This is a genomic window from Pantoea sp. OVA07A (genome assembly GCF_019969975.1).
GTDB classification, from domain to species: Bacteria; Pseudomonadota; Gammaproteobacteria; order Enterobacterales; family Enterobacteriaceae; genus Pantoea; species Pantoea agglomerans.
Map to the genome: position 1 here is coordinate 401,447 of NZ_JAHXYM010000001.1, position 13,208 is coordinate 414,654.

General features: G+C 52.5%; 14 protein-coding genes. 4 read left to right on the top strand and 10 right to left on the bottom strand.

All coding sequences use genetic code 11. The features are described from left to right. Positions 1–683: 683 nt before the first annotated feature. Positions 684–983, bottom strand: coding sequence for a DUF1493 family protein (locus LC417_RS01820; RefSeq protein ID WP_223565385.1), 300 nt, complete (start codon positions 981–983; stop codon positions 684–686). After that, positions 977–1,435 carry an STM2901 family protein gene (locus LC417_RS01825; protein WP_223565386.1) on the bottom strand — a complete coding sequence of 153 codons (459 nt, stop codon included), beginning with the start codon at positions 1,433–1,435 and terminating at the stop codon, positions 977–979. The genes LC417_RS01820 and LC417_RS01825 overlap by 7 nt, the downstream gene beginning before the upstream one ends. A 25-nt stretch (positions 1,436–1,460) precedes the next feature. Between LC417_RS01825 and LC417_RS01830 the strand changes: the two genes are divergently transcribed. From LC417_RS01830 to LC417_RS01840, 3 genes are all read left to right on the top strand, one after another. After that, positions 1,461–1,823 (top strand): hypothetical protein, encoded by a 363-nt coding sequence (locus tag LC417_RS01830; RefSeq protein WP_223565387.1) that lies wholly within the window; start codon positions 1,461–1,463, stop codon positions 1,821–1,823. A 586-nt stretch (positions 1,824–2,409) separates the two neighbouring features. Then, positions 2,410–3,432 (top strand): alcohol dehydrogenase AdhP, encoded by a 1,023-nt coding sequence (gene adhP / locus LC417_RS01835; RefSeq protein ID WP_010258714.1) that lies wholly within the window; start codon positions 2,410–2,412, stop codon positions 3,430–3,432. Between the two features lie 213 nt (positions 3,433–3,645). Continuing rightward, positions 3,646–3,783, top strand: a complete 138-nt coding sequence (locus LC417_RS01840; protein WP_010258717.1) for a hypothetical protein — start codon at positions 3,646–3,648, stop codon at positions 3,781–3,783. 97 nt (positions 3,784–3,880) lie between these two features. Here the strand turns inward: LC417_RS01840 and LC417_RS01845 are convergent, their stop codons facing one another. The 8 genes from LC417_RS01845 to betI all read right to left on the bottom strand — a co-directional run bounded on the left by LC417_RS01845 (position 3,881) and on the right by betI (position 10,802). After that, positions 3,881–4,066, bottom strand: coding sequence for a hypothetical protein (locus tag LC417_RS01845; RefSeq protein WP_022625530.1), 186 nt, complete (start codon positions 4,064–4,066; stop codon positions 3,881–3,883). Positions 4,067–4,168: 102 nt separating this feature from the next. Then, on the bottom strand, positions 4,169–4,429 hold the full coding sequence (locus tag LC417_RS01850) for a hypothetical protein (protein WP_010258727.1): 261 nt from the start codon (positions 4,427–4,429) through the stop codon (positions 4,169–4,171). Between the two features lie 146 nt (positions 4,430–4,575). Beyond that, positions 4,576–5,718 carry an acyltransferase gene (locus LC417_RS01855; RefSeq protein WP_010258734.1) on the bottom strand — a complete coding sequence of 381 codons (1,143 nt, stop codon included), beginning with the start codon at positions 5,716–5,718 and terminating at the stop codon, positions 4,576–4,578. 200 nt (positions 5,719–5,918) lie between these two features. Then, the gene (mdtI, locus tag LC417_RS01860) at positions 5,919–6,248 is read right to left on the bottom strand and encodes a multidrug/spermidine efflux SMR transporter subunit MdtI (RefSeq protein ID WP_010258739.1); all 330 of its coding nucleotides are present in this window, start codon (positions 6,246–6,248) and stop codon (positions 5,919–5,921) included. Next, complete coding sequence (gene mdtJ / locus LC417_RS01865) at positions 6,235–6,585, bottom strand: multidrug/spermidine efflux SMR transporter subunit MdtJ (protein ID WP_010258741.1); 351 nt, start codon at positions 6,583–6,585, stop codon at positions 6,235–6,237. The genes mdtI and mdtJ overlap by 14 nt, the downstream gene beginning before the upstream one ends. A gap of 430 nt (positions 6,586–7,015) precedes the next feature. Continuing rightward, positions 7,016–8,698, bottom strand: coding sequence for a choline dehydrogenase (gene betA / locus LC417_RS01870; RefSeq protein ID WP_033779020.1), 1,683 nt, complete (start codon positions 8,696–8,698; stop codon positions 7,016–7,018). A 23-nt stretch (positions 8,699–8,721) separates the two neighbouring features. After that, positions 8,722–10,194: a betaine-aldehyde dehydrogenase gene (gene betB / locus LC417_RS01875; protein ID WP_010670776.1), complete on the bottom strand. Its 1,473-nt coding sequence runs from the start codon at positions 10,192–10,194 to the stop codon at positions 8,722–8,724. Between the two features lie 14 nt (positions 10,195–10,208). Further along, positions 10,209–10,802, bottom strand: a complete 594-nt coding sequence (gene betI / locus LC417_RS01880) for a transcriptional regulator BetI (protein WP_010258750.1) — start codon at positions 10,800–10,802, stop codon at positions 10,209–10,211. A 255-nt stretch (positions 10,803–11,057) separates the two neighbouring features. Between betI and LC417_RS01885 the strand changes: the two genes are divergently transcribed. Continuing rightward, on the top strand, positions 11,058–13,088 hold the full coding sequence (locus LC417_RS01885) for a choline transporter (RefSeq protein WP_010258753.1): 2,031 nt from the start codon (positions 11,058–11,060) through the stop codon (positions 13,086–13,088). Positions 13,089–13,208: the final 120 nt, after the last annotated feature.

Genomic DNA, 13,208 nt, shown 5'->3' on the forward strand with positions numbered 1-13,208 from the left:
GTGCGATCAGCGATACGTCAGCAATGGACTGGATGCATGTAACCGTCTCGCTTATATTATCTATTTCATTCAATTGATTAACTTCGTCTAGTCAAAATATCACGTATCCATAAGCAGTGCTATGATGATCATAAATCGTAAAGAATCGCGCGGCTCAGATTAGTCCGGCTGCCGATTTATTAATCAGGAAACTGTATGCCTCTTTTTCTCGCCAGTGCATTGAAGCGCTTAAATAGGGTGGTATTTTTGCACCGTGTATGGAAGAGGTACCCGCTTGCACCGCTCCAGTAAGAAAGCTCCCAAACCTTAATTTGTGACGTTCCTTCATGCGCACAGCTTCACCGTCGGACAGGGTTAACCTGGAGATCTCAAAGAAAATCTTTTTCAACGCCATCCGTTCTGTGTACTGACTCAGTTCTGAGTGATATGTGTCGGGCTCAAGTTGCTCCTGCGCTGGTTTTTCTCTTAATATTCATTCTACGCTCGGCGCGAGTAAGGGGGCTAGAGAAATCGATAGCAGCTTCAGAGCCTGTTGGCTCCGTACATTTATTGACAGAACTCCGAGAGGACGCGGATGCGTCCTTAAATTATAAACCAAAATCAACGGCACGTTTTCCACTCTTGTCCTCTGGAAGAGGCCGCAACAAACTGAAGAGATTAACGCCTGTGTTTGCAGGCGATAATTATTTGCCCAACCAGCGTCCGGCCTGTGCAGACTCAATTAACAGACGAATAGTCAGCGGATCGTGCGGCGCGGTGAAATCTTCCGGGAAATATTCGGCAAACGTGATAGTACTGGGATTAATGCCAAATGTTTCAGCATACCGCTCTAGCAATTCATACGCGTCAAGAGGATCCATGCGAAAGTCATTGTTCAGATCGGTATCCAGTTCAAGCTTATAGCGTCTGAACGTAAACAAACTTCTGCCGTTATAATCTTCAACCAGCGCAAATACAGCTTTCTCTATATCCTCGTTTACCATATCTTGTCTTCCTTATGAGCAAGAAGGTTATATTTTGCCGTAGTTTTCCAGCCAATTTCTGCCACATCAGCGGCCATAATTACCCAGCCTAAAACCGGGATTGTACGACCGACGAACGTCCCCAGCTTGTGAGTCATTAACATTTTAATTTGAAGAGGGTTTTTAGGGTTCTGTATCCACGTGGGTAATCTGAATGGAAGACGGTAATCCCGTAACAGCTTTCGAGAATAGACCGAAGCATAAGAGGTGCCTTTCCATGCTCCGTTTAGCTTACCGGATACGTCAATCGTATTTTGCCCCGAGTAAATCGCAACCAGAGCGATGATATCCTTTTTACCGCTGAAGTGCTCTGCAGTCACATCAATCATTACCCAGAAATAAAGCTCTCCTGCGGAAAGGTTAGTAAGCCCGCCATAGAAGTAAGTTCCGTTTAACTTCTCAGTTGTATCCATACCATTCCCTTAAATGGGTACTGTAATGGTCAAAACTGTATCACATCAATTCCGGTCACTGCCAGATGCTGGCTGGCGCTATCTGATGCATTTTGCGACTCTCAAATCCATAGTTGTCGCTCCGCTGGAATCAAACGATCACGATGCGCACGCTCGGGTCGTTGAACGCTGCACGATCTATGCATCTTATCCCTCAGCCCACAGTAGCTATCATCGCAATGGCGGATCAATGGATGCATGCTTTAACTGCAGTTTTACTAACGTTCATCTCATCATTGCTACTATGGCAGGATTTGGCAGCGAGAAGAAAAAGCAAAGAGTTTGTCAATATATAAAGGTCAACGCCCCTCATAACAGATATTTAGTTATTGCGAAACCAATAGGTTGATTTGTGAAAAAAGTAAATATAAGTTATAGGGTGCTCTATGGCTGAATTACAGGATGTTTACTTATGAAATGTTTAATTCATATAGGTTCTTGAAATTGAAGGTAAACATCAAAAATATTGGGTGCAGGCTATGTATAACAGCGAAGAGGAAATTGCTGACGCTCTATATGAGATTCTGAATAAATGAAGCGTGCTATTTTATGGCTGATTCAGTCATTTTTCTATTTAGTTCCTGCTGCAGTTTTTGTGGCTGGCGTGTATATCTTCATCTGCTTTGTTCCGCAGTATGCAGCACTTCTTAGTTTTGCCTGGGTTATCGTATTTTCTTATGTGTATATTAAATTTAACCGATGGTATTGATAAAATCCTGACATATTAGTGAGCTTAAAATTTGAGTGGAAAAGCGAACGCAAAATAACCCTACTAGCTTAAGGTGCCCGGCCTTCACCCCAAAACCCACTTCCCTCTGCAAAATCTGCAAAAGCAGAAACAACCCTGCCAGCCTCGCACCCAAAGCTTACCTGTCATCTTGTCATCACCGCGGTTTGGCTTATCCTTAAAGCTTCAATCAAAAGGAGCATCGTTTATGAAAGCGGCAATTGCTAACAGTGAACACAAGGTTGAAGTGGTTGAGAAGACGCTACGTCCTCTCAAAACGGGCGAAGCACGGCTCAGGATGGAATGCTGTGGCGTATGCCATACCGATCTGCATGTGAAGAACGGGGATTTCGGTGATAAAACCGGCGTGACGCTGGGTCATGAAGGTATCGGTATTGTTGAGGAAGTCGCGCCAGATGTGACCTCACTTAAGCCTGGCGATCGTGCCAGCGTGGCATGGTTCTTTAAGGGCTGCGGTCACTGCCAATACTGCAACTCCGGTAACGAAACGCTCTGCAGAGAGGTCGTCAATGCCGGTTATACCGTCGATGGCGGTATGGCTGAAGAGTGTATCGTCGTTGCAGACTATTCGGTCAAAGTCCCCGACGGGCTTGATCCTTACGCCGCCAGTAGTGTCACCTGCGCTGGTGTCACCACCTATAAAGCGGTGAAAGTGTCCGAGGTAAAACCGGGTCAGTGGCTGGCGATTTACGGTCTTGGCGGGCTGGGAAATCTCGCCCTGCAGTATGCGAAAAACGTCTTTAACGCCAAAGTGATCGCGGTTGACGTGAGTGATGGGCAACTGGCACTGGCGAAAGAGATGGGCGCCGACCTGGTTGTAAACTCGGCCAGCGAAGATGCGGCTCGCTTTATTCAGGAACAAACCGGTGGGGCGCATGCGGCTGTGGTAACGGCGGTTGCCAAAGCAGCGTTTAACTCTGCTGTCGATGCGGTCAGGGCCGGTGGTCGGGTAGTGGCTGTCGGACTGCCGCCGGAAGCTATGAGCCTGAATATTCCGCGTCTGGTGCTCGATGGCATCCAAGTGGTGGGATCGCTGGTCGGGACGCGTAACGATCTGGCGGAAGCTTTCCAGTTTGCGGCAGAAGGGAAGGTGGTGCCGAAGGTGACCAAAAGGAAGATTGGTGAGGTCAATGCCATCTTTGATGAAATGATTCAGGGCAAGATCCGCGGCAGGATGGTAATCGACTTTAGCGGTCAGTCTGCTGAATAATCCGTGCTGATAATCGCAGAAGCCCGCGCCGTGCGGGCTTTTTTATGCCTGTAAGGCCAGTTCTCTCCCGCTGAATGCGTAAAAGCACATTCGGTTAAAGCATTAATAAGCGCGGCTTTATGTTTCATGATGTGATTTTCACTTGAACTTTACCGGTAACATTATAGTTTATGGGGTGAAGTCTGATTACACACATCTGAAGGAGGGTTATTTATGGCTAAGCATCACTTACTCAAATCCATTGAAATTGCAGCGATTGTGCTGTTTGTCCTGATACTGGCGTATCTGGCGGTTACCGGTCTGCTGTCATCAACTGGCGTTGATCACGCCTGGCCGTATCCCAGTAAGTAATTGAGTGCCGCACCAGGGAAATTATAAATAATATAAATAGATAACCGATCCTGATACAGGACATAAAAAACCCCGCAATTGCGAGGTTAATCAGAGTTTACACCAGGCTCACCGAAAGCAGAGTCAGCTCTTCGGTTTCCAGCGACAGGTTTTTTTTGGTTTCGAACATAAAGGCTTCCAGCGCCTCCTCGACATCGTCGCCCTCGATAAAGGCGTGAGTCGTGACATGATTTTCACCTTCAGGCTTAATCACGTAAGAAACAAACCACTTCTTCTTTTGCATAATGCTTATCCTCTTCTGAATAGGTAAATGCCGCGCACCGGCAATACTGAGCTTTCCCGCCAGCAGTTCAGCGGAACATGTACGGGTTCGGTCTGACAAAGACTAATCGAGCGGGGCCGGATGCAGCAGGTCGATCACGTCGTCAATTTCATTGCTGGCCGCATGACGATCAAGGGCAACCGCATAGTAGCGTCCCTTGCAGTAGTGCTTTGTTACCGCCACCCGATGGCCGGTATCGCTGTCAGCTTCACCGCCGGTCAGGGTCTGCAGGTGGGGCGGGATAACCAGCTCACTTTCGAGTTGTTCTGCTTCAATGATCACTGCGCCACCGTCGGTGGATAGCAGCAGATGCTGAATGCTCATGTTCTCTCCTCTGAGTCAGATTGCTAACCGGCAAAGTGTAGTTCACCTCAGCGGGTGTGCTGACTTCCGCTCAGGTGAGGCCATGTGAAGCGGCAATAAAAAAGCCCCGTCAGGGGCTTTTAAGAAAGGGATGGCCTGCGTAAAACTCAGCTGGTCTGATCGGCCAGCTTCGGCTTCAGCACGCGCTTACCAATCTGAATGCCGGGCTTCTCAACATACTTATAGAGTAAAGAGGCCAGCGCATAGGTCACCGGGATGGCAGAGACGCAGACAATCAGGAAACGCATCATGTCGCTCTTAAACTCGATGTCGGTGTGATTGAGCAGCAGTGCGATCAGCGGGATTACAATCAGCAGATGCAGCAGGTAGACCGAAAACGACACGTCGCCCAGCCAGGTGCTGAGACGGTTGTTCAGCAGCTTACGCGGCAGAGCAATCAGCGTTGCCATCAGGCTGCCCTGTGGGTATTGCCACAGAATCGCCGTCATACCGACGATCATCAGCGCCTCCATAATCACCTGCAGCTTAATCGCGCCCAGGCCCATCGCCACGCTGGCGACCGGGCCGAGCAGCGCAAAAGCGACGTAGAGCAGGGATTTACGGCGGATCGCCTCGGCCAGCAGCATGCCCGACAGGAACATATTCAGCTTTATCAGGATCATTGAAGGCATCTCAAACGCCTCATAATAATCTGCCAGCACATACCGGCCAGCGCAGCAGAGCGCCATGATGCCAATCAGCGAGGCGGCATAACCAAAGCGCAGCGTCACCAACATGATGAACGGGAACAGCAGATAGAACTGCATCTCCAGCCCGATGCTCCAGTCAGGCAGCACAGTATTAAAACCATATTCGGGCAGCAGGCCGAACAGGAAACTGAAGTGGGTCAGGATGTTTGCCAGCGACTGGTCGTTGTAACGCGACGACTCTGTGGCGGTGCCGGAATAGAAATGAGCAATGGTGTCACGCATCTCGCCAAACCACGGGCCATAAATCAGGGCGATGATTAACAGCAGATAGTAGAGCGGGGCGATGCGGAAGAAGCGCCGGATCCAGAACTTCTTGATGGTCTCTGTGCTCTGCCACGGCTCTTTCTGCTGACGCTCGACGTAGTTTTTCGCCATCAGATAACCCGATAACAGAATAAACAGATCGACCCCGATGCCAGGGGATGAAATAAGCGTGATATGGCAATGAACCAGTAAGCTGATATGGCCAACTAATACCCAGAGAGAAGCGATGCCGCGTAATCCCTCCAGCTCCGTAGACCAACCTCGTGTTGCAGACATAACTATTCCTCGTTTTTATCCGACCTTCGGCGCTCACTAAGCCTCAAGGCAACAGATATGTAAACGGGCCTTTACAAAAGTAAGAAGATTCCGAGCACAGGTAAGTGGGGGAAATCAACCCAAACAGGGTGGGAAAGCACAGGAAGTTAAGGGCGTGCAGTGGCACACCCTTAATCAATATCACTGATTGAAATGGTGGATCAGGCCAGTTTTAACAGGATCATACCGGCCAGCAACAGGGTCAGGCCGGCCCAGCCTTTGCGGTTCAGCCGCTGGCCAAACAACACCCATCCGGCCGCGACAGTGGCGATAATCCCAAAACCGCCCCAGACCGCATAGGCGATCGAGAGATCGATACCTTTGACCGCCTGAGCGAGTGCGCTGAACGCGAGCAGGACACAGCAAAGTGAAAGCAGACCGTACAGCGGTTTCTTAAACCCATCAGAATATTTAAGGAATATGTTAGCGGCAATCTCCAGCACGATTGCCAGCGCCAGCCAGGACGCATGAACAAGATCAGCGATGAGCATGATTAACCTCCGCTGATGATTGGGTGCCGGTTTTGATCAACACAATTCCGACGATCAGCGTCACCAGCCCACAGATTTTCAGCGCTGACAGCGTTTCACCAAACAGCTGCACGCTGAATAACGTAATCAGCATGATGCCGATACCTTCCCACAGCGCATAAGCCACGCCCAGGGCGATACGTTTAATGGCGAAACTCAGCAGAATATAAGAACAGGCAATCATGCCCAGCATCATCAGGTAGCCGGAATGGCTGCCATTGAGGCTGGACCATTTCATAAAAAGGGTACCAATAATTTCCGTAACAATAGCGAGTGATAATAAAACCCAGGCGCGCATGGGTGCTCTCCAGCAACGATAAATGACGACCTGCAACAACGCACAACGTGCGGGCAGACTCAGAACAGTTCGAAGTGGTGAGGGGACTACAGGGCGTTACGCCAGTGCTGATCGGCGGCGTTCCAGCCAGAAAGGCAAGAGGGGGAATACAGGGGGTTTGACATGAACATTCTGCTCATAAAATTTACAACACATCCACATTGTTGCTTCTCATCAGTGGACGGATAGTGCCTCCGGTTAAATAGACGCTGGATTTATAGCATTCTGCACATCGCCAAATCAACAGCAGATGCTGCTTTGTTTGATGTCGGTTAAGGTTTGATTATTTGAAAAGGGTGACGTGTGGAAAAGGATCTGTGGTAAACCGGAATGAAAAAAATAGCCGGGCAAAAAAAGTCCCCCGGCTATTATTAAGTGACACTGTCACGTATTATTCAGCGCGCTGCGGAACCGTGCGAACGGGTGCATCACCCGCGACATAGTAAGCGGCGGTGCTGCGTGGCAATGGATCGCGTCCACGAATCTTATCGGCAATCTTCTCGCCAATCATGATAGTGGTGGCGTTCAGGTTACCGGTGATGATCAGCGGCATAATCGACGCATCCACTACGCGTAAGCCTTCCAGTCCATGCACACGACCTTCGCCATCAACGACGGACATCGGGTCGTTACCCATCTTACAGGTGCCGCATGGGTGATAGGCGGTTTCGCCGTGGTTACGCACGAACTCATCCAGCTGCTCATCTGTCTGGCAATCCAGTCCCGGACTGATTTCACGGCCACGGTACTTGTCCAGCGCCGGCTGATTAATGATCTGGCGCGTGATGCGAATCGCATCGCGGAACTCATGCCAGTCCTGCTCATGCGACATGTAGTTAAACAGAATGGCCGGATGACGACGTGGATCGCGTGACTTCAGGCGTACATGACCGCGGCTTGGAGAACGCATCGAGCCAACGTGACACTGGAAGCCGTGGGCATCAACCGCGTTCGAACCGTTGTAATTAATCGCCACCGGCAGGAAGTGATACTGAATGTTCGGCCAGCTGAACTCTTCGCGGCTGCGGATAAAGCCACCCGCTTCAAACTGGTTGCTGGCGCCGATACCGGTGCCGTTAAACATCCACTCCGCACCGATTTTCGGCTGATTCCACCACTTCAGAGCCGGATAGATTGAGACCGGTTCTTTACACTCATACTGAAGATACATTTCCAGATGGTCCTGCAGGTTTTCACCCACGCCCGGCAGGTCGTGAACCACCGGGATATCAAACTGTTTCAGCAGCTCAGGAGAACCCACGCCAGAACGCTGCAGGATCTGCGGCGAGGCGATAGCGCCGGCACACAGCAGCACTTCACGGCGCGCGGTCACTTTGTTGATGGTGTTGCTGTCGCCCTGCAGGTACTCCACGCCTACCGCACGCTTGCCATCGAAGATGATGCGATCGGTGGTAGCGTGCGTGATGATCTTCAGGTTGGCGCGGCCTTTGGCCATATCGAGATAGCCACGCGCGGTGCTGGAGCGACGACCATTTGGTGTGACGGTACGATCCATCGGACCGAAACCTTCCTGCTGATAGCCATTAAGGTCGTCAGTGCGCGGATAACCCGCCTGCACGCCCGCCTCAATCATCGCTTCAAACAGCACGTTATTGCCCGCTTTAGGCGTCGCAACACACACCGGGCCGTCGCCGCCGTGGAAATCGTTCGGGCCGATATCGCGGGTTTCCGCTTTACGGTAGTAGGGCAGGCAGTCCAGATAGCTCCAGTTCTCCAGCCCAGGTTCGCTGGCCCAGTTATCGAGATCCATCGCGTTGCCGCGGATATAACACATGCCGTTAATCAGTGATGAACCGCCCAGACCTTTGCCGCGACCACACTCCATGCGGCGATTGTTCATGTAAGGCTCTGGCTCGGTTTCATAAGCCCAGTTATAGCGCTTGCCCTGTAACGGGAAGGCGAGGGCCGCAGGCATCTGGGTGCGAAAATCAAAGCGGTAATCCGGGCCGCCCGCTTCCAGCAACAGGACGCTCACGTTGCTCTCTTCGGTCAGACGGGTAGCCAGAACGTTTCCTGCGGATCCGGCTCCAATAATAATGTAATCAAATTCCATTCATCGTTCCTCAGGTTAAGTGATTAAAAAACTGACTGAAAACGCGTCAGCTCAACCTGCACGGACTTCACCTGGGTGTAGCTCTGCAGCGTCATCAGGCCATTCTCACGGCCAATGCCGGAGTGCTTGTAACCCCCCACTGGCATCTCTGCGGCTGATTCGCCCCAGGTATTAATCCAGCAGATTCCTGCTTCGATCTGATGAATCACACGGTGCGCCTTATTGAGATCCTGCGTCACCAGCCCGGCGGCCAGACCAAATTCGGTGTCGTTGGCGCGGCGGATCACTTCTTCTTCACTTTCGTAGCTCAGGATCGACATGACCGGTCCGAAGATCTCTTCACGCACAATCTTCATCTCATCACGGCAGTCGGTGAATACGGTTGGTGCAACCCAGGCACCCTGGTCGAAATCGCCACCGGTCAGACGCTTGCCGCCACACAGTACGCGTGCGCCTTCAGCGATGCCGGATTCGATATAACGCATCACATTATCGCGATGGCTGAAGCTGACCAGCGGACCAAAGTTGGTCGCCGGGTCACGCAGATCGCCTGCCTGAATGCGGGCAACGCGTTCGCTGATTTTCGCCTCGAATGCGGCCTGCAGTTTTGCAGGAATAAAGACGCGGGTGCCGTTGGTGCAGACCTGACCGGAGCTGTAGAAGTTCGCCATCATGGCGATGTCGGCGGCCAGGTCGAGATCGGCATCATCAAAGATGATCAGCGGTGATTTACCACCCAGTTCCATGGTGACCTCTTTCAGCGTTGAACCTGCTGCATTGGCCATCACTTTTTTGCCGCTGACGACGCCACCGGTAAAGGAGACTTTGTCGATGCCAGGATGCTCAGTGAGCAACTGACCGGTGACCGAACCGATGCCCGGCAGCACGTTGAATACGCCATCCGGCAGGCCCGCTTCGGTGTAAATTTCCGCCAGCTTCAGGGCAGTGAGCGGGGTCATTTCACTCGGTTTGAAAATCATCGCGTTACCCGCTGCCAGCGCGGGCGCGGATTTCCACAGGGCGATCTGAATCGGGTAGTTCCAGGCACCGATACCAGCTACCACGCCCAGCGGTTCGCGGCGGGTGTAAACAAAGGAGGTTTCACGCAGTGGGATCTGCTGACCTTCCAGCGCCGGAACCAGACCGGCGTAATACTCCAGTACGTCTGCGCCGGTGACAATATCGACCGCTGAGGTTTCGCTGTAAGGCTTACCGGTATCGAGCATTTCCAGCTCTGCCAGCTCATCATTACGCTCACGCAGAATATCGACGGCGCGACGCAGGATGCGCGAGCGCTCCATGGCGGTCATCGCGGCCCAGACTTTCTGGCCTTTTCTGGCGGCAGCAACGGCGCGATTGACATCTTCCTGGCCGGCGGCATGAACCTCTGCCAGCACTTCGCCGTTGACCGGGTTAATCGTCTGGAACGTTTCGCCAGACGCTGCGGCAACATAAGCGCCATCGATGTAGAGTTTCTGCTCGGTGAATCGGGACATGTTTTCTCCTTCCGTTATTCGTGCTCGCCAGCCAGTTGCTGACGGATGAATTGGGTGGTCAGTGTGAGGGCGATGACCGGATTAAATGGCTTACCGCTCAGCGCGGCGCGCAGCCACAGACCATCTATCAGGGCAGCCAGCCCGTGTGCGGCCAGACGTGCCTTCTCCAGCGGCAGTTCACGCCGGAATTCGACCACCAGCGTTGAGTAGAGCCGCCGGCTGCTGACCCGCTCCAGGCGATTAAGCTGGGGCTGATGCATGCTGCTCGACCAGAAGTCGAGCCAGGCTTTCATCACTGCCGTGTGCACCTGGGTATCATCAAAATTACCCTCAACGATGGCACACAACCGCTGTTCTGCAGAGGCACCGGCCAGCGGTTCTAACCGCGACAGTACCGCCTCCCGCAGTTGACGCGTCACATCACGCATCGTGGCTTCCAGTAAGCCGTTCTTATCCTTGAAATAGTGACTGATGATGCCGGTGGATACCCCCGCCCGACGGGCGATCTGGGCGATAGTGGCATCATTAATCCCCACTTCATTAATCGTGCTCAGGGTCGCATCAATCAGTTGCCGACGACGTATCGGCTGCATCCCTACCTTTGGCATAGCTCCAGCTCCACCCTCAAATCGAGCCCCTATTTAAACTTTTTTTGATTGCACGTTCAATATAAAAAGAAACTTTGTTAGGATGCTGTTCTTTAAATGTAGCGAAAGCGAAACGGCAATGAGTGCTAAAATAGGCTGGTTTGCCTGAGCGATTAACAGGAAGTGACAGAACGAAACAGGGCCGCACGGCCGGAAAGCCGTGGACGGCAAGACTTATCCATTGCGTATTTTCAGGACATTAACCAGAGGTAACCGATGAATAATCCACCTGCCGGTGAAAAAGACAGACTCAATCCCGTTGTATTTTATACCTCTGCCGGATTGATTCTGACGTTTTCACTTGTGACGATTCTCTATAGTGAACTGGCCGCGAGCTGGATCCTCAAGGCGGTAAACTGGGTTTCCGCCACCTTCGGCTGGTACTACATGCTGGCTGCCACGCTCTATATTGTTTTTGTGTTGTATATGGCCTGCTCACGCTTTGGTTCGATCAAGCTCGGGCCTGAGCACTCCAAACCCGAGTTCAGCGTCCTTAGCTGGTCTGCCATGCTGTTCGCCGCCGGCATCGGCATCGACCTGATGTTCTTCTCGGTCGCCGAGCCGGTGACGCAGTATATGCAGCCGCCGGAGGGGGCAGGGCAGACGATGGAAGCGGCCCGCCAGGCGATGGTCTGGACGCTGTTCCACTACGGATTGACCGGCTGGTCAATGTATGCGTTGATGGGCATCGCGCTGGGCTACTTCAGCTATCGCTATAACCTGCCGCTCACTATCCGTTCCGCGCTCTATCCTATCTTTGGTAAACGCATCTATGGCCCGATTGGCCACACCGTAGATATCGCCGCCGTGGTCGGCACCATCTTTGGTATCGCTACCACGCTCGGCATTGGGGTCGTGCAGCTTAACTATGGCCTCAAAGTGCTGTTTGATATCCCGGAAGGCCTGACCGCGCAGGCCGCGCTGATTGTCCTCTCCGTGGTGATCGCCACCATTTCTGTCACGTCGGGCGTCGATAAAGGGATCCGTATTCTCTCTGAGCTGAACGTGGTGATGGCGCTGGGCCTGATTCTGTTTGTGCTGTTCTTCGGCAACACCGAGTTCCTGCTGAATGCGCTGGTGCTGAACGTCGGGGATTACATCAACCGCTTCATGGGCATGACGCTCAATACCTTTGCCTTTGATCGTCCGACCCAGTGGATGAACAGCTGGACGCTCTTCTTCTGGGCGTGGTGGGTGGCCTGGTCGCCATTCGTCGGCCTGTTCCTGGCGCGTATTTCGCGCGGTCGTACCATCCGCGAGTTCGTGCTGGGCACGCTGATTATTCCGTTTACCTTTACGCTGTTGTGGCTGTCAGTGTTCGGTAATGCCGCGCTGTATCAGATCATTCACGGCAATACGGAGTTTGCGCAGGAAGTGATGAACCATGCGGAGCGCGGCTTCTACAGCCTGCTGGCGCAGTATCCGGCGTTTAAACTCAGCGCCTCGGTCGCGACGATCACCGGTATGCTGTTCTACGTCACCTCGGCGGATTCCGGCTCGCTGGTGCTGGGTAACTTCACCTCGCGACTGAAAGATATCAACAGTGATGCACCGAACTGGCTGCGTATCTTCTGGTCTGTGGCGATTGGGGTACTGACCCTGAGCATGCTGATGACCAACGGTATCACTGCCTTGCAGAACACCACGGTGATCATGGGGCTGCCGTTCAGCTTTGTTATCTTCTTTGTCATGGCGGGGCTGTTTAAATCCCTGAAGATTGAAGATCACCGTCGGGCCAGTGCCACGCGCGACACCGCGCCCTATCTGGCTCATGCGACCGATCGCCTGACCTGGAAGAAGCGACTGTCGCGCCTGATGAACTACCCTGGCTCGCGTTATACCCAGCAGATGATGGAAAAAACCATCTATCCGGCGATGCAGGAAGTGGCGAAAGAGCTGGAGTTGCGGGATGGCCGGGTCACGCTGGAGAGTGTTGAGGCGGATGAAAGCAACCCGATTGGCTATCTGGATCTGCGCGTCCATCTGGGCGAGGAGCAGGACTTTATCTATCAGGTCTGGCCGCAGCAATATTCGATTCCGGGCTTTACCTATCGCGCCCGCAGCGGTAAGTCGACCTACTACCGGCTGGAAACCTTCCTGATGGAAGGCAGCCAGGGTAACGACTTAATGGATTACAGCAAAGAGCAGGTGATCATCGACATACTGGATCAGTATGAGCGACACCTGAACTTCATCCATCTCAACCGTGAAGCGCCGGGCAGCAACATCAGCTTCCCAAGCGCTTAAATCAGGGCCCGTCAGTGAGCAATTGCTGGCGGGCTTTTTTTTCGCTACCGTCGTCATGAACAATACCGCTTCACCTGCCGAAATCGACTATCTTTAGGGCTTTGCTGGCCTGATGCCTGA

Coding starts and splice junctions, on each gene's coding strand:
- LC417_RS01855 (WP_010258734.1), bottom strand. CDS start 5,718: ATGTCTGCAACACGAGGTTGGTCTACGGAGCTGGAGGGATTACGCGGC.
- LC417_RS01845 (WP_022625530.1), bottom strand. CDS start 4,066: ATGCAAAAGAAGAAGTGGTTTGTTTCTTACGTGATTAAGCCTGAAGGT.
- LC417_RS01820 (WP_223565385.1), bottom strand. CDS start 983: ATGGTAAACGAGGATATAGAGAAAGCTGTATTTGCGCTGGTTGAAGAT.
- mdtI (WP_010258739.1), bottom strand. CDS start 6,248: ATGCTCATCGCTGATCTTGTTCATGCGTCCTGGCTGGCGCTGGCAATC.
- LC417_RS01885 (WP_010258753.1), top strand. CDS start 11,058: ATGAATAATCCACCTGCCGGTGAAAAAGACAGACTCAATCCCGTTGTA.
- LC417_RS01825 (WP_223565386.1), bottom strand. CDS start 1,435: ATGGATACAACTGAGAAGTTAAACGGAACTTACTTCTATGGCGGGCTT.
- betA (WP_033779020.1), bottom strand. CDS start 8,698: ATGGAATTTGATTACATTATTATTGGAGCCGGATCCGCAGGAAACGTT.
- adhP (WP_010258714.1), top strand. CDS start 2,410: ATGAAAGCGGCAATTGCTAACAGTGAACACAAGGTTGAAGTGGTTGAG.
- LC417_RS01830 (WP_223565387.1), top strand. CDS start 1,461: ATGGTCAAAACTGTATCACATCAATTCCGGTCACTGCCAGATGCTGGC.
- mdtJ (WP_010258741.1), bottom strand. CDS start 6,585: ATGCGCGCCTGGGTTTTATTATCACTCGCTATTGTTACGGAAATTATT.
- LC417_RS01840 (WP_010258717.1), top strand. CDS start 3,646: ATGGCTAAGCATCACTTACTCAAATCCATTGAAATTGCAGCGATTGTG.
- betB (WP_010670776.1), bottom strand. CDS start 10,194: ATGTCCCGATTCACCGAGCAGAAACTCTACATCGATGGCGCTTATGTT.
- betI (WP_010258750.1), bottom strand. CDS start 10,802: ATGCCAAAGGTAGGGATGCAGCCGATACGTCGTCGGCAACTGATTGAT.
- LC417_RS01850 (WP_010258727.1), bottom strand. CDS start 4,429: ATGAGCATTCAGCATCTGCTGCTATCCACCGACGGTGGCGCAGTGATC.